Origin of the sequence: Paeniglutamicibacter sp. MACA_103, assembly GCF_045798555.1 — a bacterium.
Lineage (GTDB): Bacteria > Actinomycetota > Actinomycetes > Actinomycetales > Micrococcaceae > Paeniglutamicibacter.
In genome coordinates this window covers 40,532-67,119 of sequence record NZ_JBIXLN010000013.1, presented here as the reverse complement: position 1 = coordinate 67,119, position 26,588 = coordinate 40,532, and the positions used below count along the sequence as shown (strand labels likewise).

General features: G+C 67.3%; 26 protein-coding genes. 6 read left to right on the top strand and 20 right to left on the bottom strand.

Features of this window, described 5'->3' with window-relative positions; genetic code table 11:
- Positions 1 to 88: 88 nt before the first annotated feature.
- Positions 89 to 1,288 carry a hypothetical protein gene (locus tag ACIPVK_RS08345; RefSeq protein WP_407611502.1) on the top strand — a complete coding sequence of 400 codons (1,200 nt, stop codon included), beginning with the start codon at positions 89 to 91 and terminating at the stop codon, positions 1,286 to 1,288.
- 19 nt (positions 1,289 to 1,307) lie between these two features.
- Here the strand turns inward: ACIPVK_RS08345 and pheT are convergent, their stop codons facing one another.
- Complete coding sequence (pheT, locus tag ACIPVK_RS08340; RefSeq protein WP_407611501.1) at positions 1,308 to 3,848, bottom strand: phenylalanine--tRNA ligase subunit beta; 2,541 nt, start codon at positions 3,846 to 3,848, stop codon at positions 1,308 to 1,310.
- 3 nt (positions 3,849 to 3,851) lie between these two features.
- A complete protein-coding gene (gene pheS, locus ACIPVK_RS08335) occupies positions 3,852 to 4,940 on the bottom strand; it encodes a phenylalanine--tRNA ligase subunit alpha (protein WP_407611500.1) in 1,089 nt (362 codons plus the stop codon).
- Between the two features lie 155 nt (positions 4,941 to 5,095).
- Between pheS and ACIPVK_RS08330 the strand changes: the two genes are divergently transcribed.
- On the top strand, positions 5,096 to 7,000 hold the full coding sequence (locus ACIPVK_RS08330) for a penicillin-binding transpeptidase domain-containing protein (RefSeq protein WP_407611499.1): 1,905 nt from the start codon (positions 5,096 to 5,098) through the stop codon (positions 6,998 to 7,000).
- Positions 7,001 to 7,116: 116 nt separating this feature from the next.
- Here the strand turns inward: ACIPVK_RS08330 and ACIPVK_RS08325 are convergent, their stop codons facing one another.
- Positions 7,117 to 7,773, bottom strand: a complete 657-nt coding sequence (locus ACIPVK_RS08325) for an LppM family (lipo)protein (RefSeq protein WP_407611498.1) — start codon at positions 7,771 to 7,773, stop codon at positions 7,117 to 7,119.
- Positions 7,774 to 7,919: 146 nt separating this feature from the next.
- Between ACIPVK_RS08325 and ACIPVK_RS08320 the strand changes: the two genes are divergently transcribed.
- Both ACIPVK_RS08320 and ACIPVK_RS08315 read left to right on the top strand, forming a co-directional pair.
- A complete protein-coding gene (locus ACIPVK_RS08320) occupies positions 7,920 to 8,396 on the top strand; it encodes a hypothetical protein (protein WP_407611497.1) in 477 nt (158 codons plus the stop codon).
- Positions 8,393 to 9,049: an SIMPL domain-containing protein gene (locus tag ACIPVK_RS08315; protein WP_407611496.1), complete on the top strand. Its 657-nt coding sequence runs from the start codon at positions 8,393 to 8,395 to the stop codon at positions 9,047 to 9,049. The genes ACIPVK_RS08320 and ACIPVK_RS08315 overlap by 4 nt, the downstream gene beginning before the upstream one ends.
- On the opposite strand, the gene ACIPVK_RS08310 is transcribed toward ACIPVK_RS08315, so the two are convergent.
- The 7 genes from ACIPVK_RS08310 to infC all read right to left on the bottom strand — a co-directional run bounded on the left by ACIPVK_RS08310 (position 9,046) and on the right by infC (position 14,273).
- Positions 9,046 to 9,678 (bottom strand): pyroglutamyl-peptidase I, encoded by a 633-nt coding sequence (locus tag ACIPVK_RS08310; protein WP_407611495.1) that lies wholly within the window; start codon positions 9,676 to 9,678, stop codon positions 9,046 to 9,048. The genes ACIPVK_RS08315 and ACIPVK_RS08310 overlap by 4 nt on opposite strands.
- Positions 9,675 to 10,109, bottom strand: coding sequence for a (deoxy)nucleoside triphosphate pyrophosphohydrolase (locus ACIPVK_RS08305; protein WP_407611494.1), 435 nt, complete (start codon positions 10,107 to 10,109; stop codon positions 9,675 to 9,677). Before ACIPVK_RS08305 ends, ACIPVK_RS08310 begins: the two co-directional genes overlap by 4 nt.
- 5 nt (positions 10,110 to 10,114) lie before the next feature.
- Positions 10,115 to 11,050, bottom strand: coding sequence for a cation diffusion facilitator family transporter (locus tag ACIPVK_RS08300; RefSeq protein ID WP_407611493.1), 936 nt, complete (start codon positions 11,048 to 11,050; stop codon positions 10,115 to 10,117).
- A 165-nt stretch (positions 11,051 to 11,215) separates the two neighbouring features.
- Entirely contained in the window at positions 11,216 to 12,124 is a 909-nt protein-coding gene (locus ACIPVK_RS08295) for a TrmH family RNA methyltransferase (protein WP_407611492.1), read from the bottom strand.
- A gap of 86 nt (positions 12,125 to 12,210) precedes the next feature.
- Complete coding sequence (gene rplT, locus ACIPVK_RS08290) at positions 12,211 to 12,882, bottom strand: 50S ribosomal protein L20 (protein WP_407611491.1); 672 nt, start codon at positions 12,880 to 12,882, stop codon at positions 12,211 to 12,213.
- A gap of 106 nt (positions 12,883 to 12,988) precedes the next feature.
- Positions 12,989 to 13,183 carry a 50S ribosomal protein L35 gene (rpmI, locus tag ACIPVK_RS08285; protein WP_217390565.1) on the bottom strand — a complete coding sequence of 65 codons (195 nt, stop codon included), beginning with the start codon at positions 13,181 to 13,183 and terminating at the stop codon, positions 12,989 to 12,991.
- Between the two features lie 124 nt (positions 13,184 to 13,307).
- Positions 13,308 to 14,273 (bottom strand): translation initiation factor IF-3, encoded by a 966-nt coding sequence (gene infC / locus ACIPVK_RS08280; protein ID WP_407611490.1) that lies wholly within the window; start codon positions 14,271 to 14,273, stop codon positions 13,308 to 13,310.
- Between the two features lie 326 nt (positions 14,274 to 14,599).
- Here infC and ACIPVK_RS08275 point away from each other — a divergent pair, with 326 nt between their 5' ends.
- Entirely contained in the window at positions 14,600 to 14,965 is a 366-nt protein-coding gene (locus tag ACIPVK_RS08275; protein ID WP_407611489.1) for a DUF1844 domain-containing protein, read from the top strand.
- Between the two features lie 175 nt (positions 14,966 to 15,140).
- On the opposite strand, the gene ACIPVK_RS08270 is transcribed toward ACIPVK_RS08275, so the two are convergent.
- The 8 genes from ACIPVK_RS08270 to ACIPVK_RS08235 form a co-directional block, all read right to left on the bottom strand.
- Entirely contained in the window at positions 15,141 to 16,484 is a 1,344-nt protein-coding gene (locus tag ACIPVK_RS08270; protein WP_407611488.1) for an MFS transporter, read from the bottom strand.
- The gene (locus ACIPVK_RS08265) at positions 16,481 to 17,386 is read right to left on the bottom strand and encodes an SseB family protein (protein ID WP_407611487.1); all 906 of its coding nucleotides are present in this window, start codon (positions 17,384 to 17,386) and stop codon (positions 16,481 to 16,483) included. Before ACIPVK_RS08265 ends, ACIPVK_RS08270 begins: the two co-directional genes overlap by 4 nt.
- A 226-nt stretch (positions 17,387 to 17,612) precedes the next feature.
- Positions 17,613 to 18,356, bottom strand: coding sequence for a bifunctional 1-(5-phosphoribosyl)-5-((5-phosphoribosylamino)methylideneamino)imidazole-4-carboxamide isomerase/phosphoribosylanthranilate isomerase PriA (gene priA / locus ACIPVK_RS08260; RefSeq protein ID WP_407611486.1), 744 nt, complete (start codon positions 18,354 to 18,356; stop codon positions 17,613 to 17,615).
- Positions 18,357 to 18,447: 91 nt separating this feature from the next.
- Positions 18,448 to 18,597, bottom strand: a complete 150-nt coding sequence (locus tag ACIPVK_RS08255) for a hypothetical protein (protein WP_407611485.1) — start codon at positions 18,595 to 18,597, stop codon at positions 18,448 to 18,450.
- A gap of 3 nt (positions 18,598 to 18,600) precedes the next feature.
- Positions 18,601 to 19,236, bottom strand: coding sequence for an imidazole glycerol phosphate synthase subunit HisH (gene hisH / locus ACIPVK_RS08250; RefSeq protein WP_407611484.1), 636 nt, complete (start codon positions 19,234 to 19,236; stop codon positions 18,601 to 18,603).
- Positions 19,237 to 19,857 (bottom strand): imidazoleglycerol-phosphate dehydratase HisB, encoded by a 621-nt coding sequence (gene hisB, locus ACIPVK_RS08245; protein WP_407611483.1) that lies wholly within the window; start codon positions 19,855 to 19,857, stop codon positions 19,237 to 19,239.
- Positions 19,858 to 19,970: 113 nt separating this feature from the next.
- Positions 19,971 to 21,092 carry a histidinol-phosphate transaminase gene (locus tag ACIPVK_RS08240; RefSeq protein WP_407611482.1) on the bottom strand — a complete coding sequence of 374 codons (1,122 nt, stop codon included), beginning with the start codon at positions 21,090 to 21,092 and terminating at the stop codon, positions 19,971 to 19,973.
- A 102-nt stretch (positions 21,093 to 21,194) separates the two neighbouring features.
- On the bottom strand, positions 21,195 to 21,581 hold the full coding sequence (locus tag ACIPVK_RS08235) for a LysM peptidoglycan-binding domain-containing protein (protein WP_407611481.1): 387 nt from the start codon (positions 21,579 to 21,581) through the stop codon (positions 21,195 to 21,197).
- Between the two features lie 288 nt (positions 21,582 to 21,869).
- Between ACIPVK_RS08235 and lexA the strand changes: the two genes are divergently transcribed.
- Complete coding sequence (lexA, locus tag ACIPVK_RS08230; protein ID WP_407611480.1) at positions 21,870 to 22,589, top strand: transcriptional repressor LexA; 720 nt, start codon at positions 21,870 to 21,872, stop codon at positions 22,587 to 22,589.
- Between the two features lie 120 nt (positions 22,590 to 22,709).
- Here lexA and ACIPVK_RS08225 read toward each other — a convergent pair whose 3' ends face one another.
- Together ACIPVK_RS08225 and hflX are read right to left on the bottom strand one after the other, a co-directional pair.
- Complete coding sequence (locus ACIPVK_RS08225) at positions 22,710 to 24,713, bottom strand: ATP-dependent DNA helicase (RefSeq protein ID WP_407611479.1); 2,004 nt, start codon at positions 24,711 to 24,713, stop codon at positions 22,710 to 22,712.
- The gene (gene hflX / locus ACIPVK_RS08220) at positions 24,706 to 26,277 is read right to left on the bottom strand and encodes a GTPase HflX (RefSeq protein ID WP_407611478.1); all 1,572 of its coding nucleotides are present in this window, start codon (positions 26,275 to 26,277) and stop codon (positions 24,706 to 24,708) included. Before hflX ends, ACIPVK_RS08225 begins: the two co-directional genes overlap by 8 nt.
- Positions 26,278 to 26,588 lie beyond the last annotated feature (311 nt).

Below are 26,588 nucleotides of genomic sequence, written 5' to 3'. Positions count from 1 at the left end.
CTTTTCCACAGTCCTGCGGACTTCGGACCCATAGGCCCGCGGATCTGTCCATGCTGGGATTCCCGCATCGACCCATCCAAGGACGGCCATGACCACGACGAGCAAGCAATTGCGCCGCAAGCACCGCAAGTCCCCGAAGCCCCGGAGGCAAGGCCACCACCCGTCGCGCGTCTCGGGACTCGAACGGCTCCGTGGGCTGGAACCCGCCTACATCGTTTGGAGGTCCCGCACCGTCGCGCAGAGCCAGGCGCGCGCCGACTGGGCCGGGCTGCTTGACCTGCTGGAGTCCTACGCCGGATTTGCGCCCTTCAACGCACCCGACGCGTTGGCCCCGCGACCATTCGCCATAATAATCAAGTCCATCCGCCGGCTGCGGTGTGACGCCGCCTGCCAGGCCCTGAACCGGCTGGATGGCTACCTGCATTTCCTGCAGGACAACGGCCGTTGGACTGGCGGAAGCGAGGACTTCGACCTGTTGCACATGATGGTGCTGATGCGCATCCCCGGGCCCGCCCATCGACGCACTCCCCGCGAATGCCCGATCGACATCCCCGCCCGGCACGGCCACGGCGTAGCGCTCGTGCAGTGGGCCGCCTACCTCCTGGACGAGATGATTGAGGGCAAGTTCATCCCGAATTCCACCGAATCGCTGGCACTTCCGGTCACGGCTCCTGCGGGACCCATCCTGCTGGCGCCGGGACTCTACCCGCTTCCGGTCACGATCTTCCTGGACCTTTTCACCGCCATGGACGAAGCGGATCTCTTCGAAACCGCAGGAGCCGAAAGCGCTTGGGACGAGGACGAATATGCCGAGCACGTGCCGGAGGACAACGGCGAGCTCTATCCCACGCATTCGGGGATGGCATTGCTGGAGGACGACCATCCGCGAAACCACGATGTCATCCGCAGCCTACTCACGGCCTACCTGCGAATCCTGGCCATGGCGCATGCCACACCCAAATCCGGCATGTCAGGGCTGCGCCGGGCCGAAGGATTCTTAACCCTGCTCGTTGATGCGGCCACCGCATCCTCCACGGCAGAGCTCCTCGGGGAAACCAACATGCTGAGTCTCGGTGACGACATCCAGGACCGGCTGGCGGAACGGTATGGCGAGTTGTCCGCCTCCGTGCTCGCTTGCCTGGAAGCCGGAGTCTTGGAATATACCGATGGAACCCTCGTCGCGCAGCCCATTGTCCGTGAGGCCATCAAGGATTTGCACGACGAGTACAACGAACGCCGAAGGCCGGCCACCGCCCGCGGTTTCGCGGGAGGCGGCCGGCCTTCGTAGTCGGCGTTGCCTATAGGCCTTAGCGCTGCACGGCGCCGAAACGCTCGGCCGCCAGGGCCACCGCGGCGGCACGCGCCTCGGAGGCCTCGTCGGCGGTCAGCGTGCGGTCGTTGGCGCGGAAGCGCAGGCCGAAGGCCAGCGACTTCTTGCCGTCCTCGATGCCGGTGCCGGAGTACACGTCGAAGAGCGCGAGGTCCTCGAGAAGTTCGCCGGCACCCTCGCGCAGGGTCTCGAGCACGTCCGAGGCCACCACGTGGGCATCGACCACGAGGGCCACGTCCTGGGTGGAGATCGGGAAGGTGGAGATCTCCTTGGCCACGATCACGTCCGCTGCGGCCTCGAAGAGCTCGTCCGCGTTGATTTCCATCGCGACGGTGCGCTCCGGCAGGTCCAGCTCGGCCAGCAGCTTCGGGTGCAGCTCGCCGGCGTAGCCGACGTGCGAGCCATCGCGCAGCGCCAGGGCCGCGGTGCGGCCCGGGTGGAACGCCTGGTGGGAACCTTGCGAGACGACGACCTCGACGCCCAGCACGTCGCCGACCAACTTGGCGACGTCCAGGGCATCGGCCCAGTCGTAGACACGCGGGGTGTGCGCGGCGGCAACCGGCGAATCGTGCCCGGTCAGCACCGCTGCAATGTGCGTCGGCTGGTGCGGCAGTCCGTTGTACAGCGCCTCGAGCTCTTCCTCGGAGGGACGCGCCCCCAGCGGCGGGATCGTGGCGGTGCCCAGGGTCTCGCCCGGCAGGAAGACCTGTCCGGCCTCGTACAGGGCCAGGTCGCGGAAGCCGCGGCCGTGGTTGCGGCGGGCAATGCCCAGCAGGCCCGGCAGGATCGAGGTGCGCATGAACCCGAACTCGCTGGACATCGGGTTGTTCAGCTTGACGGCCTTCACCTCGCCGGCCTCCGGCGCACCGAAGGTGTTGTTCTGCACCTTGGTGACGAACGGGTAGGACAGCACCTCGGTCAGCCCGGCATCCGCCAGGGCGGCGACGACACGGCGGCGCTGGCCCTGCACGCGGGAGAAGCCGCGGCCCGGAGGGGCCGTGGGCAGGGTCGCCGGGATCAGGTGGTAGCCCACCAGGCGGGCGATTTCCTCGACCAGGTCCTGCTTGGTGGCCAGGTCGGGGCGCCAGGACGGCGCGGTGACCCTGTAGCCGCCGGCGACGGTTTCGATGTCGGCGCCGATCTCGCCCAGGGCCCAGGTGATCTGCTCCTCGGTGTAGTCGATGCCGATCAGTGCCGAGGCGAAGCCGGCGGGCAGGTCGATGATCACGGCCTCGGGCTTGGTGCCCTCGTCGGTGGTCTCGGTGGTGGCGGTGCCGCCGGCCAGCTGGACCAGCAGGTCCACGGCGCGCTGGGCGGCCACGTCGGCAACGTTCCAGTCCACGCCGCGCTCGAAGCGCTTCGAGGCCTCGGAAGGCAGCTTGTGGCGGCGGCGCGAGCGGGCAATGGAGATCGGTTCGAAGTGCGCGGCCTCGATGAGCACCGTGGTGGTCGCGTCCGAAACCTCGGTGGTGGATCCGCCCATGACCCCGGCAATGCCGATGGCACCGGACTCGTCGGTGATCAAGAGGTCCTCGGCGTGCAGCTTGCGTTCCTTGCCGTCGAGGGTCTTCAGCGTCTCGTCCGGGTTGGCGCGGCGCACCGTGATGGCACCGGTCAGCTTGTCCGCGTCGTAGAAGTGCAGCGGCTGGCCGAGTTCCAGCATCACGTAGTTGGAGATGTCCACGACCAGAGAGATCGAGCGCATGCCCGCCAGGTTCAGCCGGCTGGCCATCCACGGCGGAGTGGGCAGTGCGGGGTTCACGTTGGTGACCTTGCGGGTGAGGAACCTGTCGCAGCCGTGGACGCCGTAGATGCCCGCGGCGTCGGCAAGCTTGACCGGGTGGCCCGGCGCGGTGGCCGCGTCCACCGTGACCAGGGAGGCCGGGTCGGTGTAGGGGGTGTTGGTGGCGTGCGCGTATTCGCGGGCCACGCCGCGGATGGAGAACGCGTAGGAGCGGTCCGGGGTGACGTTGATTTCCGCGGCCTGGTCGTAGAGACCCAGCAGTTCCATCGCGTCGGTGCCGATCTCCGGGTCCAGGCCCAGGCGCGAGAGCACGATGATGCCGTCGTGGTCGTCGCCGATGCCCAGCTCGCGGGAGGAGGCGATCATGCCGGCCGAGACGTGGCCGTAGGTCTTGCGCGGGGTGATCCGGAAGTCGCCCGGCAGCACGGCGCCGGGCAGGGTCACCACGACCTTGTCGCCCTCGACGAAGTTGTGGGCGCCGCAGATGATGCCCTGCACCCCGCTCGGGTCGATGCCCTCGTTCGTCAGGGCCTGTTCGGCGCCCTCGGGCACCACGCGGACCTGGCACCAGTTGATGGTCTTGCCGTTGGTCTGCTCCTCCTTGACGATGGAGAGCACCTGGCCCACCACGATGGGGCCGGAGATCTCGTCGGCGGGACGGTGCACGTCCTCTTCCTCGAGGCCGACCTTGACCAGTTCGGCCATGACGTCCTCGGCCGAGGCATCTGCAGGTACCTGCGCGTATTCGCGCAGCCATGAAAGTGGAATACGCATGTCTTAGATCTCCATCCCGAAGTGCTCGCTGAAGCGGATATCGCCCTCGATCATGTCGTGCATGTCGGGGACCTCGTTGCGGAACATGAGCGTGCGCTCCACGCCCATGCCGAAGGCGAACCCGGAGTATTCCTCCGGGTCGATGCCCGCGGCGCGCAACACATTGGGGTTGACCATGCCGCAGCCGCCCCACTCGATCCAGCGCGGGCCGCCCTTGGCGCCCGGGTGCCAGATGTCCAGCTCGGCGCTGGGCTCGGTGAACGGGAAGAAGTTGGGGCGCAGGCGGATGGAGGCGTCGTCGCCGAACATCTGCCGGGCGAAGTGCTCCAGGGTGCCGCGCAAATCGGCCATGGTCAGGTTCTTGTCGATGGCCAGGCCCTCGAACTGGTGGAAGACCGGGGTGTGCGTGGCATCCAGCTCATCGGTGCGGTAGACACGGCCCGGGCACAGCACGTAGATCGGCAGCTCGCGCTCGAGCATCGAACGCACCTGCACCGGGGAGGTGTGGGTGCGCAGCAGGAGGTGCGAATCCACCGGCTCGATGAAGAAGGTGTCCTGCATTTCGCGCGCCGGGTGGTCCGGGGCGAAGTTCAGCGCGTCGAAGTTGAACCACTCGGATTCGATCTCCGGGCCCTCGGCGATTTCCCAGCCCATGCCCACGAAGATGTCCGAGACGCGGTCCTGCAGCGTGGAGAGCGGGTGGCGTGCACCTGCCCGGCGGCGGCGCGGGGCCGCGGTGACGTCGACGGTTTCCTCGATGAGGATGCGGGCGGCGTCCTCGGCCTCCAGCACGGCGGTGCGCTCGGCGAGCGCCTTGTTGACGCGTCCCCGGGAGGCGCCCAGGAGCTTGCCGGCGACGGCCTTCTCGCTCTTGTCGAGGCGGCCGATTTCGCGGTTGGCCAGCGACAGCGGGGACTTCTCCCCGGTGTGGGCCAGGCGTGCTGCCTTCAGCCCTTCCAGGTTCTGCGCAGCGGCAAAGGCGGCCAGGGCCGCCTGCACCGCAATGTCGATGCCGGCCTCGTCGGTGGGATGCGGGACAACCGGCGCGTGGCTGTCGATGACATCCACTTCCGGGCTCGTGGGTTCAGACATGGGGTTCTACGGCCCTTTTCACTGTTGATTGTGTCTCTCTGGTTCTCCCCTCCATTCTAGGTGCTTGGTGCGGCGGGCCTCGAATCGCGACCCGGGGCCCGCCAAAGGCAGAAGATTGTGGACATCCGAGGGCGGGTTGGGCAATAGTTAGTCCCATGTCGCGAGTTATTCGAACCTTTGCCCTGCCTGCCGCCGCCTTGTTGATGATCGGCTCCCTGGGCGCCTGCTCCGCGCCGCCCTCGCCGAATGCGACGGCCGAGCTGCTGGCCGGTTCGCTGCAGGGCCTGGACCTTGCCTCCGTCCCGCTGGTCGGGGCCGATGCGGCCGCGGCGGGTGCCGAATTGGCCGAGGCGCTCAAGCCGCTGGAATCGGTCCCCCGCACCGTCACCCTGGCCTCGGTCACCGAGGACGAGGGATCGGAGAACCCGAAGACCGCCACCGCCGTGTACGACACGGTGTGGGACATCGATTCAACCGACACCGACTGGACCTACCAGACCCAGGCAACGCTGGAACTCGATGACCAGACCAAGACCTGGGCCGTGCGCTACTCCCCCGCCCTTGCCGTGCCGGGACTGGAAGCCGGCCAGTACGTGGCCAAGCGCAGCACCCCGGCCAAGCGCGGGGAGATCCTGGGCAACAAGGCCCAGACCCTGGTGACCGACCGGCCGGTGCTGCGCATCGGGATCAACAAGGAAGCGATCGACGAGGCGGACTGGGAGGGCTCGGCCACCAAGCTGGCCAAGGTGCTGGAAATCGATGCAGAGCCGTATGCCAAGAGCGTTGCCGCCGCCGGCCCCCGCGCCTTCGTCCAGGCCATCACGTTGCGCGACGACGCCGACCGCACCGTCACCGACGAGCAGCTCGAGGCCATCCCCGGGGTCCTGGCCCAGCCCGGCTCCCAGCCGCTGGCCCCCAGCAGGAGTTTCGCCCGCCCCATCCTGGGGTCGGTGGGCGAGGCCACCGCGGAAATCGTAGCCGAGTCCAAGGGGAGCATCGCGGCCGGGGACCAGGTCGGCCTGTCGGGCCTGCAGAAGGCCTACCAGGACGAGTTGTCCGGCACCAAGGGCTACAGCATCAACATCTACAACAAGGAGCGGGCCGAGGTCTCGACCCTGGTGTCCCGCGAAGCCGTGGACGGCAAGGACCTGAAGACCACGCTGGACCGCGACCTGCAAAAGCTGGCCGAGTCGCTGCTCGCCGATTCGGCCAGCGACAGTGCCCTGGTCGCGGTGCGCCCCTCCGACGGGGCCATCCTCGCCGCAGCCACCGGGCCCACGGACAACGCGCAGAACACCGCGCTGCTGGGCAAGTACGCCCCCGGCTCCACGTTCAAGGTCATCACCGCGCTGGCCATGCTCCGTTCCGGGGACACCCCCAAGACGACCGTCGACTGCCCGGCCACCATGACGGTGGACGGCAAGGCGTTCAAGAACTACGACGGCTACCCCTCCAGCGCGTTGGGAAGCATCCCGCTCTCCGAGGCGGTCGCGCAATCGTGCAACACGGTCTTCCTGGAAGGCGCCTCCAAGGTCAAGGCACCCGCAATCGCGGACGCCGCGGCCTCCCTGGGGCTGAACCTGAGCCCCTCGACGGGTGCCGGCTCGTTCCTGGGTTCGGTCCCGGATGACTCCACCGGCACCGAGCTGGCGGCCAACGGCATCGGCCAGGGCATCGTGGAGGCCTCCGCGCTGGGCATGGCCACGGTGGCGGCCTCGGTCAAGAACGGTGCCACCGTCAGCCCCCACCTGGTGGCGGACCCCAAGCCCGAGGCCGCGCCCAAGCCCAAGAACCCGCTGACCGCGGCGGAGGCCAAGTCGCTCTCGGGCATGATGGCCCAGGTCGTTGACCATGGCACGCTGAAGGACCTGAAGAACGTCCCGGGCCCCGCGATCATCGGCAAGAGCGGCACGGCCGAATACGATGCCGAACGCAACGCCCACGCGTGGACCATCGCCGCCCAGGGCGACCTCGCCGTGGCGGTGTTCGTGTTCGACGGCAGCGGCGGTGCGCAGACGGCCGGCCCGATCCTTGCCGATTTCCTGACCGACGCCCAATAGGCGCGCCCTCCCCTGCGGAAATGCCAAGAGGGACCGACAACTCCGGGAATTCCCGGACTTGTCGGTCCCTCTTGGCATTCGCGCGGCAAGCCGCCTGCTGCGGCTGCGCTGCGGCCTTAGGCGTGCACGTTCTCGGTTTCCTCGGTGCGGCGCATCGTGGCAACGGCGATGACGGCACCGAGCAGGGCCAGCACCCCGAAGCCGAGGGAAAGGTACATCGGCATGTTGTCGTGCGGCTTGGCCACCGCGGTGATCTCGCCGCTGGACTCGCGCATGTCGAAGGTCACGGTCTTGCCGTCGATGTGCGCCCCGGGGCTGGCGGTCGTGACCTTGCCCGGGAAGGTGACGGTCATCGTGGACTCGCTCAGCGTCGAGGTGTCGGTGCCGGCAAGTCCCTGGGCGGAGAAGTGGTACATCTCGTCGCGGTATTCGAGGTCGATCTTCGGGCCAAGCTTTTGGGAGAAGTCGCTGATCTCGCTCAGCGGCTTGTCCTCGAGGGTGAACGTGTAGCCCTTGAAGTTTCCCTCGTCGTACGGCGCCTTCAGCATGTCCGCCGGGAGCCTCTGGACGAGCTGCTCCTCGGTGATCCCCATGTAACCCAGCAATTCCTCGACGGTGGCGTCTCCGACGACGTTCTTGTCGACCGCCACGACCATCTCCATGGTTGCCTGCTCCGGGCTCGAGACGACCAGATCCACATCCATCTTCAGGCAACCGGTCAGGCTCAATGCCAGCGCCACCATGACACCAATGACGGATACGATCTTCTTCATGAATTCTCCTCCACGTTCGCGGCTTTGATCGGCAACGGTGCTCCCGGTTCAACAAGCAACTCTAGTGGCTCGGTTGCTTCGGCCAAGAATTGCCCCCTTGCCCCGCACCCCCACACGCCGTGAATTCGGGATTACACTGTGGAAGCATGGACACCTGGGAACGCACCCGCGAGGTCGCCAACTGGCTGAACCTGAGCACGATCGGCGGCCTGGTGCTGGCGACGGCCGCAGGTTGCAGCATCGCGCGCGGCGAACGCGGCATCATCCACGCACGCAACTACACTCCGGCGCTGCCCAAGGCAGGGGCTTTCGCCGTGGGCAACGTCGTGTTTTTTCGCCCGTGGCTCAGCGGCCCGGAACCGCGCCCGGCACTGCTGTCGCACGAGGAAACGCACTGCACCCAATATGCCCTGTGCCTGGGGCTGCCCTTCCTGCCCCTGTATTTTGCGGCGGCCGGCTACTCCTGGCTGCGCACTTCCGATCCTGCCTCCAGGAACCTCTTTGAACGTGCAGCAAACCTGCAGGCCGGCGGATACCGTGAACGGCCCGTCCGCAGGCTGATGCCCGTGCTCGCTGCCGGGGTGCGCCGGGGACTTCGCCGGGCCGAGGGGCCCGCGGCATGAACCGCCCGCCGGCCATTACGGTGCGCGGGACGGCATCCGCCCCGGCGGTCCCCGACGTCATGGCAATCTCCCTGACCGTCCATATCCACCACGCCCAGGCGGCGGAGGCCTTCGATCTCGCGGCCGTGCGTGCACGGGAGGTCATCGACGCGGTGCTGGTCGCGGCGCCCGGGGCAAACCTGGCGACCACGGGAATCGGGCTCATGGCCAAGACCGCCTGGCGCAATGACGAATCGGTCACCGACGGCTACGACGCCGAAACCACCATCGAGGCCCGGGACCTGGCGGTGGACGCGGTCACCTGGGTGTTGGCGGCCGCCGTTGCCGCCGGCGGGGACGCGCTGCGGATCCATTCGCTGCACGCACAGGTGTCGGATCCGGGTGCCGCGCTGAAGGCGGCCAGGGAATCGGCCTTCGCCGATGCGCGTTCCAAGGCCGGGCACCTGGCCGCGCTTGCCGGCGCGGACCTCGGGCCGGCGCTGCTGATCCGCGAAGTGCCCGAGGCGCCCGTGCTGCCGCTCCAACGCGCCAAGGCCGTCTCGTTGGCCGCCGAGTCGATGCCGGTGGTTGCCGGCCAGCTGGAGCTTGCGGTGACGCTCGAGGTGCAGTGGGAACTGCTGGCCGACGGGCGGGGTCCCGCGGCGGGATCCTAGTGTTCGGTGCCCGCGGCCAGGAGCGGTTCGGGGCCCGGGTCCAGCGCCAGTTCCGCCACGGCGGCCACCGCGCGCGCGTGGTCCGCGATACCCGGGTCGGCGGCGTCCATCCACGGAACGTGGACGAACCCGGCGCTGACCCCCGGCACCCGGTGGGTGTGGTGCATCAGGGCGTAGAACACCTGGTTGCAGACGAAGGTCCCGGCGGAAAAGGAGATCTCGGCCGCGACGTTGCCGTGTCCGGCCGAACGGTCCCGCAACGACTGCAGTGCCGACTTCAGCGGAAGGCCGGAGAAGTACGCGGCCGGTCCGCCGGCGATCACCGGCAGGTCGATCGGTTGATCCCCGGCGTTGTCCGCGATGCGGGCGTCCAGGTGGTTGATCGCCACCTTTTCCAGGCCCAGGGCGCTGCGGCCGGCGGCGACCCCGAGACTGATCACCACGCGTGGCTGCCAGGTGGCCAGGAGGCCTTCGAGCACCGCAGGGGCGGTGGCGAAGACGCAGGGCAGTTCCGCGGCCGTGGCCCGGATGCCGCGCCCCTCGAGGAGCAGCGCGGCCTGCCGGGCAACCGCGAGGGAGGGATTGGAATCGGCGCCTCCGAACGGTTCAAACCCGGTCAGCAGGATCACCGGGTGGCACCGGCCAGCGTCTCCGCCAGCACCGCGCGGACGATGGGCAGGTCGGCCGGGATCCAGTCCAGGGCCTGAAGTGCCCCGTCTTCCAGGTCCACCCAGGCGAGCTGGTCGTGGTCCTCGAGGGTGTCCGGGGTGCCTGCGGTGATCTCGGCAAACCAGACGCGCATCGCCGCACGCTCGTTGAGCACCCAGCCTTCGGGCACGGGCCCGAAGACCTCGCTGCCCAGGGCCACCTCGACGCCGAGCTCCTCGGCCAGTTCGCGCCTCACGCCCTCTTCACAGCTCTCGCCGGGCTCGAGCTTCCCTCCGGGGAATTCCCACAGGCCCGCCAGTTCCGGCGGGGCGGTGCGCCGTGCCGCAAGCAGCCGGCGCGGGGATGCGAGCGAGTCCAGGATCGCGGCGGCGACTATCTGTTTGTAGGCCATCGTCCCTATCCTTCGTTGGGCAGCGCTTTGGTTGCCCCCATGATGTCCGGTTCGATGTAGATCACGCATTTGAGCGGCACGGCGGCACGAATCCGTGTTTCGGCGTCGTCGATGGCGGTGGCGATCTGCGCCCCCGTGGAGTTTTCCGGCACCGAAACCTTGGCGGCGACAAGAAGCTCCTCGGGTCCCAGGTGCAGGGTCTTGAGGTGGATCAGTTTGGCGCCGTTGGCGGTGATGGCGTCCGAGATCAGCTCGACATGCTCGACGCCGGCGGCTTCGCCCAGCAGCAGGGACTTGGTTTCCATGGCCAGCACGATGGCGATGACCACCAGCAGCAGGCCGATGCAGGCGGTGCCGGCCGCGTCCCAGATGCCGTTGCCGGTCAGCAGGGTGAGGCTGACGCCGCACAGGGCCAGGACCAGGCCGACGAGCGCGCCAAAGTCCTCCAGCAGGATGACCGGCAGTTCCGGGGCCTTGGCGGTGCGGATGAACTTGGCCCACGATTGGGTGCCGCGCACCAGGTTCGATTCGATGATGGCGGTGCGGAACGAGAAGCCCTCGGCGATGATCGCGCCGATGAGCACGGCCAGCGGAACCCACCACCATTTGCCTTCGATGCCGTGGGGGTGCTGGAACTTCTGCCAGGCCTCGTAGAGGGCGAAAAGCCCGCCGACGCTGAAGAGCACGATGGAGACAATGAACGAATAGACGTAGCGTTCGCGCCCGTAGCCGAAGGGGTGCTTCGCATCGGCCTCCTTCGCGGCCTTCTTTCCACCGACAAGCAGGAGAACCTGGTTTCCGGAGTCGGCCACCGAGTGGATGGCCTCGGCAAGCATGGAGGAGGAGGCCGTCACGGCCCAGGCCACGAACTTGAATACCGCAATGGTCAGGTTGGCCGCAAGCGCTGCGACCACCGCCTTCGTACCGCCGGATGCAGCCATGGCGCCCCTACCTTCTTTCGCTTGTGGTTAATCGACTCCCGCGTCCCTTGCCGGCCCGGCAAGGGACGAATTCGCGTGCAGGAGGTATTGGCATGGTGCCTGAGCACTATTTCCTCATCCTATGCCACCGACTTTTCGCCATTGCGCAGTTGCGCGGCGCTTGCCTCAGGCGCGTCGTTGCGCGCGTGCCGAGGCGTAGAGGCACACCGTGGCGGCCGTGCCCACGTTCAGCGATTCGGCGATTCCGTACAGCGGCACCGCGACACGGTGGTCGGCACCGGCCAGTTCGTCCTCGTTCAGGCCCTGGCCCTCGTTTCCGAAGAGCCACACCGTCGGATCCTCCAGTGCCGGCTGCCCCTGGGCGGCTTCGTCGGGGATTCCGGCGCGGCGCGCGGCGCTGGCGTCTTGGAGCACATCGAGGTCGGCTGCGCCGTATCCGTCCGCGGCCAGGACCTTGCTGCCCTGGGCCTTGAATGTGGCCATGGTTTCACCGAAATCGACGTTGGTGACGATGGGAAGGTGGAAGACGGAGCCCACGGTGGAGCGCACGGCCTTCGGATTGTAGATGTCCACGCTGCCCGCGGTGAGCACCACTGCGTCGGCGCCGGCGGCATCCGCGGCCCTGATAATGGTCCCCGCGTTACCCGGGTCCTGCACGCGGCACAACACCACCACGAGGCGCGGCTTGGTTGCGGCCACGTCCTGCAGGCCGGTTTCGGGGATGACGCACACGGCCACGATCCCCTGCGGGGTCACCGTGTCGGCCATCGCGGCCAGGACCTCCTGGCTTACCAGGCGGGTGTGCACGCTCTCGGCCTTGTTCGCCATGATCTCGAGTTCCGGAAAACGGTCCAGGCAGTCCTCGGTTGCGTAGACGGCCCGAACGACGGCGGCCCGACCCTTTTCGGCATTTTCAAGGTGCAGACGCAAGGCCTCTCGGACGGCCTGCGGACCTTCTGCTAGGAACTCGCCGCTGCGCGCGCGCCCGGTGCGGGTGGCCAGCCGGGCCACTTCACGAACCTTTTCGGCACGGACGTTGGTCATGGTCACTTCGTTGTCTCCGGCAAGATTCATGAGAACGACTTTACCGGGGATACGCCAAAGGGACGGAATCGCAATCGATTCCGTCCCTTTGGACAAGAGCTTTAAGCGCTCAAGGACTAGGCGTCCTTGATCTGCTGGCGGGACTCGCCACCTGCAGGCTCGAAGCCGGCAGCCTTGGCTGCTTCAATGCTGTTGAACCAGTACTCGGCGTCGGTCTGGTCGTACCAGGTCGAACCCGGGACGTGGTACTTGTTCGACTGGGCGTTGCCCTTGATGATGAAGCCCTCGGGAGCGGCTTCGCCTTCGACGGCCTTGACGGCGCCTTCGATTTCAGCCTTCTCGGCGGCCGGAGCAGCAGCCTTCTTGGCCGGAGCCTTCTTGGCGGCCGGAGCAACCGGAGCTGCGGCGGCGGCCTTCGGGGCGTTGACGTCGGCCGGGAGAGCCTGCTTGGCAACGCCAACCAGAACGGCGAATGCCTTGGCGTCCGAAACAGCCAGCTCGGCCAGCATGCGGCGGTCGACCTCGACCGATGCAGCCTTCAGGCCCTGGATCAGGCGGTTGTAGGTCAGGTCGTTGGCGCGGGATGCAGCGTTGATGCGCTGGATCCACAGGCGGCGGAAGTCACCCTTACGCTTGCGGCGGTCGCCGTAGCTGTAAACGAACGAGTGGAGCAGCTGCTCCTTGGCCTTGCGGTACAGGCGCGAACGCTGACCGCGGTAGCCCTTGGCGCGTTCAAGAATGACGCGACGCTTCTTATGGGCGTTTACTGCCCGCTTCACACGTGCCACGTGTGTACTCCTTTGTTTCTGTCTCACCGTGCCGCATGGTGGCGGTCTGGCGAAAAATCTTTAAGTGGTCGGGAATCCGGGGCCGGATTCCCAAGACGGACTGGTGTTAGAGACCGAGCATCCGCTTGATGGTCTTGACGTCCGCCTTGGCGACCAGCTGGTCAGAGGCCAGGCGACGGGTGATGCGGGAGGACTTGTGCTCCAGGTAGTGGCGGCGGTTGGCCTGCTGGCGCACGAGCTTGCCGCTACCGGTGAGCTTGAAGCGCTTCTTGGCGCCACTGTGGGTCTTGAACTTCGGCATATCCGCCGTTCTCCTTACTTGCTCCCGGGATCCTTACGGACCGGGGGATCTTGCGAACTCCCGCGTTTGGGGGAATCCGTGGTTCTAGTGTTGCTCTTGCGAGCGTGCCCTGCTCGGGGCGACCTTACTTGGTCGTCCCGGGCTTGGCTGCGCGGGTTGCGGGCTTGGGACCCGGCTTGCCCGCAGGCTTTGGTGGCATGGCCATCGGCTTGGGAACGGCCATTGGCTTCGGAGCCGCAACAGGCTTGGCTGCGACGGCCGGCTTGGGAGCCGCTGCCGCTGCCGGCTTGCTGGCTGCCGGACGTGCTGCCGGTGCCTTTGCGGCGGCCGGACGGCTGGAGGCCTCGCGGGCCGGTGCCGACCTGACGGGGGCCTTGGCCGCTGCGGGAGCGGTCCTGACCGGGGCTACCTTCGGTGCTGCGGCGGCGGCTGCCTCTTCGGCTGCTGCCTCCGCACGTACCTTGGCAAGCTTTTCCATGATGTCCGACTCGATGACATCGGCTACGGAACCGCCGATGTCGCCCTGGGGCTCCGAGGTGTCCATCTTTGCCTTGGGGTTCGCTGCCCTGGCCTTGTCCGCATCGCGCTGTTCCAGGCGACGGGCTTCGGCCTTGGCTTCTGCCTTGTTCTTCAGCGGTCCGACAACCATGACCATGTTGCGGCCATCGATGCGGGGCGTCGACTCGACCACGCCGACCTCGGCAACTGCCTCGGCAAACTTGTTCAACAGACGGATGCCCATTTCCGGACGCTGCTGCTCACGGCCACGGAACTGGATCATGGCCTTGACCTTGTCACCGGCTCCGAGGAAGCGCAGTGCGTGTCCGACCTTGGTTTCGTAGTCGTGCGTGTCGATCTTCAGGCGGAAACGAATTTCCTTCAGCACGGTGTTCGTCTGGTTCTTGCGCGTCTCACGTGCCTTGACTGCGGCCTCGTACTTGTACTTTCCGAAGTCCATCAGCTTGCACACGGGAGGCTTCGCGGTGGGCGCAACCTCCACGAGATCAAGGTCGGACTCGACGGCAAGACGAAGAGCATCCTCAATACGGACAATGCCAACCTGTTCACCGGCAGGGCCGACAAGCCGCACCTCTGGGACGCGGATTCGATCATTAATGCGTGGATCGCTGATGTGTTGCTCCTGAGTAGTTCGAAGTTCCAGGCCACCGCAGCAAAAGGAAAGGCCCTCGGCTGCATGTGCAGGCGAAGGCCCCAAATTCGATCGATGAAAATTCATCCAGCCGACAATCCCCGCGGGGTCATCGGCACCGAACGTACCCGGCCGCCTGATTCGGCTGCTGCGGGTGGGAGGTGGCCTCCACTTGCATACTGATCCATGAATTCTTGGTTACATCCACCCGGAGGGCGACGCTTCCAAATACACGGATTCAGTCGGTCTATGGAAAGCTTAGCAGTATGAGCACTCCTGAAACCAATCCGGACTCCAACAACGCCACCAACGAGATCCGCGACATCGCCGAGGTGGCCGCCGTTGAAATCATCACCACCGCCGCCGTTCACCTCATGAGCGCCGCCGCAGTCAAATGCGGACTGGCCGCAGGCGACGACGCCGAAGAACTGAAGGACCTCGACGAGGCCCGCAAACTCATCACCGCACTGGCCGGCTTGGTCACCTCCGCTGCCCCGGAAATCGGCTCCCAGCACGCCGGTCCGTTGCGCGACGGCCTGCGCTCGCTGCAGCTGGCATTCCGCGAGGCCTCGACCTTCCCGGACGAGCCGGGCAAGGGCCCGGGCGAAAAGCTCACCGGCCCGGTGAACTAACACCCGCGTTTCCCGCGTAACACTGCAAGATTTCACTGGCTTGCGGCCGAGAGGTTTCTCACAGGGCGGTTCCGGAAATCCCGAGCCCCATGTCCCCGGCCGCGCAGCCAAGAAGTGCCCCGCCTCACGGCGGGGCACTTTTTCTTTGGGCCCGTTTTCCGCCCCGGCTACGCGCTTAGGCGTCTTCGATGAGCGTGCGCGCCCGGGTGGCGGCCCGGCGCCGGCGCACCTGCTGCGCGACCAGGGCCACGGCGCACACCAGTGCGCCGATCACGCCGACCACGATGAAGCCCGCGTAGGCGCCGAATTGGTCCACGGTGGCACCGGTGACCGGCGAGCCCAGGGCCGTGCCGCTGGTCAGCGCGGATCCATACCAACCCATGGCTTCCCCGCGCCGCTTTTCCGCGACCAGGTCGGTCAGCCACTCGGAGGCCGCCGAAAGCACCGGCGCGCACAGCATGCCGGGGAGGATCGAGAGCAGCGCCAGCGTCCACGTGTTGGTGGCGAACGCCATGGGGACCGTGAGCACCGCCATTGCCAGCAACAGGACGATCGGTGAGATGCGCCGGTTCTGGCTGCCGTAGAGAAGCCCGCCCACCAGCGAGGCGCCGCACCAGAACAGGAACACGATGCCCAGCTGCCCCTCGCTGCCCTGTTCATCGAGCAGCGACAGGATGCCGACCTCGGTGCCCGAGAGCACCAGCCCAGCACCGGAGGCGGCAATGAACACCGCGATCACCGAGGCGCTGACCCAGCCGAACTTGTGGCGGAAGCTGCGTCCGCGGGCGGCAACGCGCGCCCGTGCCGACTTGGATCCCGCAAGGATCAATTCGCCCTCGACGTCGGCCAGGCCGCCGGGGCCGGCGGCAATGAGCGAGGCCTCGGCCCCGAGGCGTTCTTCGTGCGGGTTGGCCTTCGCGGCCACGGCCCCGGGCTGGCCCGAGCGGGTGGGCGGATTCAGGACCATCAGCGCCACGCCGCTGAGCGAGGCCGCGGCGGCGATGGCGATCATCCCGACGGTGGTGTCCAGGGACGTGGCCACGATCCCCGCGGACGCGGGGCCCACGATGAAGACCAGCTCGGTGCCCATGGCATCCAGGGCGAAGGCCGAGCGCCGGGTCTCCCCCGTGGTCATCACGCCCAGCGCCGTGCGGACCACGGAAAAGACCGGCAGCGAAAAGAGCCCGCCGAGGAACACCAGCGGCAACACCCACGGGAAGGACACCTGGGGAACGATGCTCCACACCACGGCCTCGGCGATGATGGACGGGATCAGTGCCCTGCGCAGTCCGTAGAGATCCACCACGTGACCGCGCCAGGGCGCACCCAGGGCGATGCCGATGGTCATCAAGCCGACCACCAGGCCCGCGGGTCCCCAGTCCAGCCCCAGTTCGTTGACAAGGTGCAGCAGCAGGAGCATGCCGACCGCGGCGTGCGGAAGCCGTGCCACCATGCCGATCAGCAGCAGCGGTGCCACGCCCGGTTGCCGCAGCAACTGGCCGTAACGGCCGAATTTCATGCCTGTGTGCCGGGATCCGCTGCCTTGAGGGCAACCTCGAGCGAGTCGACGTTCTCCGCGAACTCCTGGTTCGCCGCGAGCCGTGCGTGGATCCGCGAGACGCACTCGCGGGCCCCCGCCTCGTCGGTGCCCGGACGGAAGGTGAATTCCAGGCGCAGTTCCGGTCCGGATCCCCCGCCCGCCACGGAGGCGCCGGCGGCGGTGCGTGTTCCCACCCCTCGGCCCGGAACGATCCGGATCGCGGCCAGCGCTTCCTCGCTTCCGGCCTGTTCGGCCACCACCGCGGCCAGGTCCTCGCTGAGGTAGCTGGGAATCCATTCCTGTTGCCGGGCCAGGGCCCACATGCCGGGGCGGCGCAGGACGAAGGTGAAGTCGGCGCCGGGGTCCAGGACCAGCATTTGCGCGTCCTCGCTCACTGCCGAGAGCGCTGCCCGGGGCGCGTAGACGGCGACGGGGCGGGCCTCGGCGTGCCAGGCCTGGAGGTTCTCGACGCTGCTGAACACCGGCAGGGCCTTGCGGCCGTCGGGGGCGTTGAGCGTGACCAGGGCCATGTCGGCTTCCTTGTCCTCGGCGAAGCCGTGCTCCCCCAGGCCGCCTTCGGCCAGCTGCGCCACGACGGCGATGTAGACGCGGGCTCCGGCCAGGGCGGCGTGGACCTGCTGCTCGTCGCCGGTTCCGGCGACGAGCCCGTCGAGTGCCGCCTTGAGCCCCGCGTCGATCAGGCCGTTGTCGTTGTCGAAATTGTGCAGCGGGTTGCCTTCTCCGGACAGGTCCCGTCCTTCCCAGTCCTGCCCGGCGGAATCGCCGGGTCCGCCGGCGCGCGCCAGGGCGGCGGCGATGTGTCCGGGCAGGTGGCGTTCGGCGCCCTGGCCGGCGGGGGAAGAAGGAGATTTCGCGCTCATATCCACATGCTATCTTGCGCCCACGTCAGCGGCGGATCGCGGGGTTCGGGCCCCCGCCGCCGGTGCCCATGTGCCGGGCCGATTCGTCCCGCGCCGGCGCTCCGGGGTGTGGCGAAGCTCGCCCGCCGACGTCCCCTCCCCGAACACCCGAAAGGGGGCAGGGCCGCGGCCCTGTCCCCTTCCGATGCAGTGCTTGGTGCCGTCGGCCGGCGCCGGCGGGTGTGCCTTAGCGGCGTCCGGCGACGTCCAGCGCCTCGGCCATGGTGAACTTGCCCGCGTACAGGGCCTTGCCCACGATGGCGCCCTCGACGCCGTTGGGGACCAGCTCGCGCAGCACGCGCAGGTCCTCGAGGCTGGAAATGCCGCCGGAGGCGATGACGGGCTTGGAGGTGCGCTTGCACATTTCGGCCAGCAACTCGACATTGGGGCCGCGCAGCGTTCCGTCCTTGGTCACGTCGGTGACGACGTAGCGGGCGCATCCGGCCTCTTCCAGGCGGGCCAGGACCTCCCAGATGTCCCCGCCTTCCTTGGTCCAGCCGCGGCCCGACAGCGTGGTGCCGCGCACGTCCAGGCCCACGGCGATCTTGTCGCCGTGACGGGCGATGGCCCGTGCGGTCCACTCCGGGTTTTCCAGGGCGGCGGTACCCAGGTTCACGCGCGTGGCGCCGAATTCCAGGGCGCGTTCGAGGGACTCGTCGTCGCGGATGCCGCCGGAGAGCTCGACCTTGATGGTCAGTTCGCTGGCGATGCGGCCCAGGATTTCGGTGTTGTGGCCACGGCCGAAGGCGGCGTCCAGGTCCACCAGGTGCACCCATTCGGCTCCGGCGTTCTGCCAGGCCAGCGCGGCCTCAAGCGGGTCGCCGTAACCGGTTTCGGATCCGGCCTCGCCCTGGACCAGGCGCACGGCCTGGCCGTCGGCCACGTCCACGGCGGGCAGCAATTCCAGGATGTTGTTTTGGTTCTCGGTCATGATCATTCCTTGGTTTTCCGGGCCGGCGTGCTTCTGCCGGTGGGTGCGGTGCGGAGGACCGGCCGAATCAAGCCGGTGTGTTGCCCGATGGTTAGAGCGTGAGGAGGTAGGCGCAGAAGAGCGCCGCCCCGGCCAGCGCCCAGGCGGCGATGATCCAGGAGATGTGGGCGCGTTGCTGGCGCAGCGAGAGTGCGCCGCCGGCCAGCAAGCCGGCGACTCCCATGAGGACGATGGACCACATGGTTTACAGGGTCCCCAGCCAGTTGCGCAGCAATTTGGCCCCGGCTTCCCCGGACTTCTCCGGGTGGAACTGCAGGGCGCAGAGCGGCCCGTTTTCAACACCGGCGATGAACGGAACCCCGTGCTCGGCCCAGGTCACCTGCGGCGGGACCATCTTGGGCTGGGCGACGTCGAAGTTCCATTCCTGCACCGCGTAGGAGTGCACGAAGTAGAACCGCTCGTCCTCGATCCCGGCAAAGAGCTTGCTTCCGGCCGGCGGGGTGACGGTGTTCCATCCCATGTGCGGGACGACGGGTGCCTTGAGCAGCTCCACGGTGCCAGGCCATTCGCCCAGCCCCTCGGTGCGGATCCCGTGCTCCACGCCCTCGTCGAAGAAGACCTGGTGGCCGACGCAGACGCCGAGCACCGGGCGGCCCCCGGCGATGCGGCGGCCGATCCAGCGGATCGCTCCGACGTCCTTGAGCGCCTGCATGACGGCGGCGAAGGCACCCACGCCGGGAACGAAGAGCCCGTCGCACTCGAGGATGTCCTCGGGCTTGGCCGAGAGCTTGACCTGCGCGCCGGCGGCCTCAAGGGCACGGACGGCCGAGCGGACGTTGCCGGATCCGTAGTCCAGGACCGTGACGGTCTTGGCCGCCATCTACAGCGCACCCTTGGTGGAAGGGATGGCGTCGCCGATCCGCGGGTCGATTTCCACCGCATCGCGCAGGGCGCGGGCCAGGGCCTTGAACTGGGCCTCGACGATGTGGTGCGGATCGCGTCCGGAGAGCACCTCGATGTGGGCGCAGATCTGGGCGTGGAAGGTCAGCGATTCGAACACGTGGCGGGTCATCGAACCGGTGAAGTGGCCGCCGATCAAGTGGTATTCCTGGCCGGCCGGCTCGCCGCCGTGGACCAGGTAGGGGCGCCCGGAGATGTCGACCACGGCGCGGGCCAGGGCCTCGTCCAGGGGGGCGTAGGCGGTGCCGAAGCGGCGGATGCCGGCCTTGTTGCCCAGTGCGGTGCGCAGCACCTCGCCGATGGTGATGGCGGTGTCCTCGACGGTGTGGTGCACATCGATGTGGGTGTCGCCGGTGGCGCGCACCGTGAGGTCGATGAGCGAGTGCTTCGACAGCGCGGTCAGCATGTGGTCGTAGAACGGGACGCTGGTGCTGATTTCCGAGCGGCCGGTGCCGTCCAGATCAAGCTCGACAAAGATGGAGGACTCGCTGGTGATGCGTTCGAGGCGAGCGCGACGACCCGTGAGTTTTTCGGCAGACATGCACATTCCTTTAGATCAGGCGTTGAGACGAGGATGTGGGGCGGCGGCTGGCAGGTGTGCGGCCGGCAATTTCTGCAAGCCGCCCGCCGGCACCAGCGCCACCGCCCCCAAGTTTAGCGTGCGGGCGTGTGAGGACCCTGATTGAGCAGTTCCTCGAGACGGACAAGGAACGCGGTGGTTTCGTCCTCGGTTCCCGCGGTGACCCGCAGGTGGCCGGGAATCCCGACGTCCCGGACGATCACTCCGGCCTCGAGCAGTCCCGCCCAGATGGCCTTGGTGTCCTTGACTCCCCCGAAGAACACGAAGTTGGAGTCGCTGGAGGCCGGGTGCAGGCCCATGCGCGTGAGCTCGTTGACGATGCGGTCGCGTTGCACCTTGATGGCCTCGACGTTGGCCAGCAGGATGTCGGCGTGCTTCAGTGCCGCATTCGCGGTTGCCTGGGTCACGGCCGAGAGGTGGTAGGGCAGCCGCACCAGGCGGATGGCATCGGAGACTTCCGGGGCCGCGGCCAGGTAGCCGAGGCGCGCACCGGCCAGGGCGAAGGCCTTGGACATGGTCCGCGAAACGATGAGCCGTTCGCGGCCGGGCAACAGCGAAAGCGCCGAGAGCGTCCCGGTGTGCGCGAATTCCGCATACGCCTCGTCGACGATCACGATGGCGTTGCTGGCCTTGCCTGCTTCGTAGACCGCTTCGACGACATCCAGGCCCAACGCGGTACCGGTGGGGTTGTTGGGTGAACACAGGATGACGATGTTCGGCGCCGCCTCGCGGACCTGCGCCGCGGCATCGGCCGCCGAAAGTCCGTAGTCCGCCGAACGCACACCCGGGACATAGGTGGTGTCCGTCCCGGAGGCCAGCAGGGGGTACATCGAGTAGGTGGGAGGGAAACCCATGACTGAGCGTCCCGGCCCGCCGAAGGCCTGCAGGATTTGCTGGAGGACCTCGTTGGAGCCGTTGGCGGCCCAGACGTTGTCGGCCTCGAGCCCGTGGCCGAGGTAGGCCGCAAGCCGTTCACGCAGTTCGGTGAATTCACGATCGGGGTAGCGGTTCAGTCCGACGGCGGCCGCTGAGACTTCTTCGACAATGGCGCGATGCACTTCCGCGGGCAGCGGGTGCGTGTTTTCATTGACGTTCAATTGGATGGGTACGTCAATTTGGGGTGCGCCGTAGGGTTCGAGACCTTGAAGATTTTCTCGCAGGGGCAGATTTGCCAGGCGATTTAGCCGTTCATTCACGGGTCAAGTCTACGGCGGGGGCCGGTGGGCCCGAGAATCTTCGCCGGTGCCCAGGGTAATAATCGGTTCTCAATGAACCCAGGGGCTCCGGCGGACGGTGCCCTAGCTTCCGGTGGGAACGAAGAGTTCCGCGCCGGGGAGCAACACCGAGCTGTTGAGGTTGTTGAGGTCGCCGATCTGGCGGACCGCCTCGCGGGGTTCGAGCTGCGGGGCGAATTCGCGGGCAATTCCCCACAGGGTGTCGCCCTCGATGACCGTGACGGTGACGGCCTCCACGCCCAGCGGGATGTCCGCCGAGGCGTTGGCCGGGGAGAGGAACAGGCCCAGGAGCATCAGAACCGCGGCACTCACCACGAAGATGGGCAGCCCGATCAGCACGAATTTTCCGCGTCGGGTAAGCCGCAGGGGCGCCAGCGATGGCTGCGGCTCCGGCAGGTAGTCGTTGGATGTTACAAGGTGGAGCGGGGCCGAGAAAGCAGTGTTTGCCACGTCTTTGCCTTTCCTCTGAATTCGCTTTGCCGACGGGGGCCCGGGGGGCCGCAATCGAACATGCGACGATTATTCGAACGCACCTTTCGAACATGTGTTCGTAGTGCGTATCTTATTTCTAGCACTTTTCGACGACACGTGTCCAGATCCGTTCGAACAAATCTTTGAAAGCAGTGACTTTGTCTACTAGGATGGTGGTTGTGGGGCGATGTATTTACTACATCAGCCCACACCGACAATTTGCGGCACGCGCGGGCAACCGGCGACGATCGGGATGAGGCATTGACAATGACGACCGAACAACGAACCCCTCGACGCGACGCGAAGAGCCTGACCATTCGCCAGAAGAAGGTCCTGGAGACCATCCAGCGCTCCGTAAGCAGCAACGGGTACCCGCCCTCGATGCGGGAAATCGGGGATGCCGTGGGGCTTGCCAGCCTCTCGAGCGTGACTCACCAGCTCAGCCAGCTCGAGAAGCTTGGCTACATCAGGCGCGATCCGCGCCGCCCACGTGCGATGGAGATCCTGCTGCCGCTGCAGCTCAAGAACGAGGCGAAGCTCGAGGTCGTGGAGGGGCAGCCTGACCTCAAGGCGGCCAACGGGATGAACGTCTCGGACCTGACGACCTCCGCGGACACCGCGATGGTTCCGCTGGTCGGACGCATCGCCGCCGGCGGTCCGATCCTGGCCGACCAGGTGGTTGAGGACGTCTTCGCACTGCCGCGCCAGCTGGTGGGACACGGCGAGCTCTTCATGCTGAAGGTCAGCGGTGACTCCATGATCGATGCAGCCATTTGCGACGGCGACTGGGTTGTCGTGAGGCGCCAGCAGACGGCCAACAACGGCGACATCGTGGCCGCCTTGCTCGAAGACGAGGCCACCGTGAAGACCTTCCGCCAGCGTGACGGGCACACTTGGCTGCTGCCGCAGAACTCCCGATACGAACCGATCCTTGGTGACGCCGCAACCGTCATGGGCAAGGTTGTATCGGTCATGCGTTCGGTCTAGGACCGCCGCCGCAACTCATCCCAAAACACCTTTGGGGGCCGATCCAGTGATCGGCCCCCAAGGGTGTTTTTCGTTTCCATGCCCATCAGCCGCAACCGGCAGGGGCAGGGCGACGGGGACTCAGCCTTCGCTGAGCCTTTCGAGCGCGGAGATGACGGTGGCCTTGTTCGGCGTGGCCCACAGCGGTGGCAGGGATGCTCGCAGGAAGGTCCCGTAGCGTTCGGTGGCCAGCCGCGAGTCCAGCACCGCGACCACGCCCTTGTCGTTGACCGAACGGATCAGGCGTCCCGCACCCTGGGCCAGCCGCACCGCGGCATGGCTTGCGGCCACGGCCATGAAACCGTTTCCTCCGTGCTTTGCGACGTCCCGGCTCCGTGCCGAGGACAGCGGATCGTCGGGACGCGGGAACGGGATCTTGTCGATGATGACCAGGCGGCAGGCGTTGCCCGGCACGTCCACGCCCTGCCACAGCGTCATGGTGCCAAAGAGGCACGTGTCCGGCTCTGCGGAGAACTGGTCGACCAGGGCCTTCATGCTGGATTCGCCCTGGCACAGGATGGGGATGTCCAGGCGCGCACGCAGGATCTCGGCCGCTTCCTCGGCCGCGCGGCGCGAGGTGAACAGCGCCAGCGCCCCTCCGCCGGAGGCCTTGATCAGGTCCTCGATCTCCGACAGCGTCTCCTGGGACATCTGGCGCCCCGGCTTGGGCAGGTGCTTGGCAACATAAAGGATGCCCTGCTTGGGATAGTCGAAGGGGCTGCCCACGTCGACGCCGTTCCAGGTCGGTGCGCCGTCGCCCACGAGTCCCAGGGAACCGGCAACCGGCTCGAAGGCGGCCCCGATGGCCAGGGTCGCGCTCGTGAGGATCACGGTGCGGCCGTCAAAGAGGCCTTCCCGGAGCTTCCCCGCGACCGAGAGCGGCGCGACCATCAAGGTCGGCTGGCTGGATTCGTCGGGCTGGACGTAGCCCTCCCCCGGGCTGAAGTGGCCGGGCCGCGACGCCCAGATCACCTCGCGCTCCTCTGTCATTTCAAGCATCTTGGTGCACTGCTCCACCAGGTACATGACCTGCGAGCGGGCCATCTGGCGTCCGCCGTCGGCCGGGGCGTTGGCCTCGGGCTTGGAGTCGGAGAGGACCACGCGCGCGGCCTCGGCGATCTGGTTGATCGCGGCCTCTTGGTCCTCGTTCAGCCCGCGGGCCATGAGCCCGGTGGGGACGCCCTCCAGGGCACGCTGCAGGGCCTTGGCCCCCTGGTTCAGCGAATCAACACTCACCGAGCAGTGCTTGCGGGCGGCGGAGGCCGCGGTCTGGACCATGTTGACCGACAGCGGCCGGGTCACCGAGCTGGTTACGCGGTCCTGCAGTTCGTGGGCCTCGTCGATGATGACGGTGTCGAAGTCCGGAAGCACGGCCAGGCCCTCGAAGGCCGAGACGGCCAGCATGGCGTGGTTGGTGATTACGACGTCGGCGCTGGCCGCATGGGCGCGGGCCAGCTCGCTGAAGCATTCGGAGGCCATGGGGCACTTTTGGGAACCCAGGCAGTCCATCGCGCTGACCGAGACCTGGCGCCAGGCCTTGTCGCTGACCCCGGGGGTCAGGTCGTCGCGGTCGCCGGTGTCGGTGCGCTCGGCCCACTGCCGCAGGCGCACCACTTCCTGGCCCAGCGCCGAGCCGGGACCCTCGGCTCCGCCGAGCACGGGGGTTCCGGACTCGAGCGAAAACAGGGCACCCTCGTCGTCGTCCGGGTACCCGCCGCTGAGCTTGTACTGGCACACGTAGTTGGAGCGGCCCTTGACCAGGGCCACGTCCATTTCACGCGGCAGCTTGCCCTTCAGCGAGCTCAGCAGGCGCGGCACGTCTCGGCCGACGATCTGGGCCTGGAGCGCCAGCGTTGCGGTGGAAATCACCACGGGCTTCTCCGCTTCCAGGGCGTGGGCCAAGGCCGGGACCAGGTAGGCCATCGACTTGCCGGTTCCGGTTCCCGCCTGCACCAGCAGGTGTTCGCCGGATTCCATGGCCCTCACAACCTGGCGCGTCATTTCGTGTTGGCCCGGCCGGCTTTGCCCGCCCATGCTGGACACCGCTTCGTCCAACAGGGCGATGACCTCTGATTCCTCAGCCATGAATACTAAATTGCTCCACTTCTGCGGCCATGCTTTCGCGGACCTTCACCATCATGCGGGTTCCCGTTTCGGTGTGTTCGACGGCCAGGATCTCGGCCTCGGCGCCGTGGAGCTTGTTGACCACGTCGCCTCGATCATAGGGAATCATCAATTCTAGTTGGACATTGGGCCTCGGGATTGCGGCGCTGATCTTTTCGAGCAGTTCCTGGATGCCTTCTCCGGTGCGTGCCGAGACGATCACATGGTTCGGCTCGCGCTGGCGCAGCCGCTCGACCACGAACGGGTCGGCCACGTCGGCCTTGTTCAGGACGATGATCTCCGGGATGTTTCGCGCGTCCACGTCGTTGAGCACCTCGCGCACGGCCTGGATCTGGCCCTCCGGGTCCGGGTGCGCCGCGTCGACGACGTGAAGGATCAAATCCGAGTCGGCGACTTCCTCCAGCGTGGAGCGGAAGGCCTCGACCAGCTGGGTGGGCAGCGACTTCACGAAGCCGACGGTGTCCACGAGCGTGTAGTTCAGCCCGTCGCGGGTCTCGGCCTGGCGGACCGTGGGATCCAGGGTCGCGAACAGGGCGTTTTCGACCAGCACCCCGGCGTCGGTGAGACGGTTCAGCAGCGAGGACTTCCCGGCGTTGGTGTAGCCGGCAATGGCCACCGACGGCACCGCGTTGCGCTTGCGGTTCGCGCGCTTGGCCTCGCGGGCCGGGAGCATTCCCTTGATCTCCTTGCGGAGCTTGGCCATGCGGTCGCGAATGCGCCGGCGGTCCAGTTCGATCTTGGTTTCACCCGGGCCGCGCGAGCCGATTCCGCCGCCGGCGGCACCCACGCGGCCACCGGCCTGGCGGGACATCGATTCGCCCCAGCCACGCAGGCGCGGCAGCAGGTACTCGAGCTGGGCCAGCTCCACCTGGGCGCGGCCCTCGTGGCTCTTGGCGTGCTGGGCGAAGATGTCCAGGATCAACGCGGTGCGGTCAATGACCTTTACCTTGACGACGTCTTCCAGGGCACGGCGCTGGGACGGGGCCAGCTCGGTGTCGATGATGACGGTGTCCGCCCCGGTGGCGGAGACGATCTCGCGCAGTTCCATGGCCTTGCCCGACCCCAGGTAGGTGCCCGGGTCCGGCTTCGCGCGGCGCTGCACCAGTCCGTCGAGGACTTCCGAGCCCGCGGTCTCGGCCAGGGCGGCCAATTCCCGCAGCGAGTTTTCCGCGTCCTGGGCGGTCCCCTCGTTCCAGATGCCGGCCAGCACCACGCGTTCGAGGCGCAGCTGGCGGTATTCGACCTCGGTGACATCCTCGAGTTCGGTGGAGTGGCTGGCCCCGCGCTTCAGGGCGCGGCGTTCGGCCAGTTCCTGCTGGTCCCCGTCGGTGGAGGAATGCTCGCCGGAGAGCTTGCTCAGGGCCTGCGCGCGTCCGGACAGGACACCCTCGTCCTCGGGAGCACCGAAGTGGGTGCTCTTGCTGGCCGCGGCCTTGTCGCTGGCGAGGATCCGTTCGATGGCTGCCTGGAGCTGGGCCTCGTCCATGTCGTTGTCCTGCGGGCCGGAAAGCTGTGGATTGGTCATATTCCCCTTAGTTCGCTGTAATCCAGAATAGTGCCCCGCACCGACAGAAGCGTCCTCGTGCGTTGATTGATTGCGTGGGTGTCCGTGTTCGGTGAATGGATGCATGTCTTGCTCCTTGGCCGGGGCGCCGCGTGTGGACGGGCCGCCCCCGATATTTGGTGTCGGTGGCCGGAACGAGGCTCGGGCTCGTTCGGGTGTGGCTGGCGAATGCGTGGTGCCGGGTGAGGTGGATGCGGCGCCGGCCATGTCGATCCCGGAGCGGGATGCTGCACCGAAGGGACCTGGGTTTCCCGGGACACGGGATGTTTTCG

Coding starts and splice junctions, on each gene's coding strand:
- ACIPVK_RS08325 (WP_407611498.1), bottom strand. CDS start 7,773: ATGAAGAAGATCGTATCCGTCATTGGTGTCATGGTGGCGCTGGCATTG.
- pheT (WP_407611501.1), bottom strand. CDS start 3,848: ATGCGTATTCCACTTTCATGGCTGCGCGAATACGCGCAGGTACCTGCA.
- hisH (WP_407611484.1), bottom strand. CDS start 19,236: ATGGCGGCCAAGACCGTCACGGTCCTGGACTACGGATCCGGCAACGTC.
- ACIPVK_RS08295 (WP_407611492.1), bottom strand. CDS start 12,124: ATGAATCTTGCCGGAGACAACGAAGTGACCATGACCAACGTCCGTGCC.
- ACIPVK_RS08320 (WP_407611497.1), top strand. CDS start 7,920: ATGGACACCTGGGAACGCACCCGCGAGGTCGCCAACTGGCTGAACCTG.
- ACIPVK_RS08315 (WP_407611496.1), top strand. CDS start 8,393: ATGAACCGCCCGCCGGCCATTACGGTGCGCGGGACGGCATCCGCCCCG.
- hflX (WP_407611478.1), bottom strand. CDS start 26,277: ATGACCAATCCACAGCTTTCCGGCCCGCAGGACAACGACATGGACGAG.
- ACIPVK_RS08330 (WP_407611499.1), top strand. CDS start 5,096: ATGTCGCGAGTTATTCGAACCTTTGCCCTGCCTGCCGCCGCCTTGTTG.
- ACIPVK_RS08305 (WP_407611494.1), bottom strand. CDS start 10,109: ATGGCCTACAAACAGATAGTCGCCGCCGCGATCCTGGACTCGCTCGCA.
- ACIPVK_RS08345 (WP_407611502.1), top strand. CDS start 89: ATGACCACGACGAGCAAGCAATTGCGCCGCAAGCACCGCAAGTCCCCG.
- ACIPVK_RS08275 (WP_407611489.1), top strand. CDS start 14,600: ATGAGCACTCCTGAAACCAATCCGGACTCCAACAACGCCACCAACGAG.
- ACIPVK_RS08270 (WP_407611488.1), bottom strand. CDS start 16,484: ATGAAATTCGGCCGTTACGGCCAGTTGCTGCGGCAACCGGGCGTGGCA.
- lexA (WP_407611480.1), top strand. CDS start 21,870: ATGACGACCGAACAACGAACCCCTCGACGCGACGCGAAGAGCCTGACC.
- pheS (WP_407611500.1), bottom strand. CDS start 4,940: ATGTCTGAACCCACGAGCCCGGAAGTGGATGTCATCGACAGCCACGCG.
- ACIPVK_RS08300 (WP_407611493.1), bottom strand. CDS start 11,050: ATGGCTGCATCCGGCGGTACGAAGGCGGTGGTCGCAGCGCTTGCGGCC.
- ACIPVK_RS08225 (WP_407611479.1), bottom strand. CDS start 24,713: ATGGCTGAGGAATCAGAGGTCATCGCCCTGTTGGACGAAGCGGTGTCC.
- hisB (WP_407611483.1), bottom strand. CDS start 19,857: ATGTCTGCCGAAAAACTCACGGGTCGTCGCGCTCGCCTCGAACGCATC.
- ACIPVK_RS08255 (WP_407611485.1), bottom strand. CDS start 18,597: ATGTGGTCCATCGTCCTCATGGGAGTCGCCGGCTTGCTGGCCGGCGGC.
- priA (WP_407611486.1), bottom strand. CDS start 18,356: ATGACCGAGAACCAAAACAACATCCTGGAATTGCTGCCCGCCGTGGAC.
- rpmI (WP_217390565.1), bottom strand. CDS start 13,183: ATGCCGAAGTTCAAGACCCACAGTGGCGCCAAGAAGCGCTTCAAGCTC.
- ACIPVK_RS08265 (WP_407611487.1), bottom strand. CDS start 17,386: ATGAGCGCGAAATCTCCTTCTTCCCCCGCCGGCCAGGGCGCCGAACGC.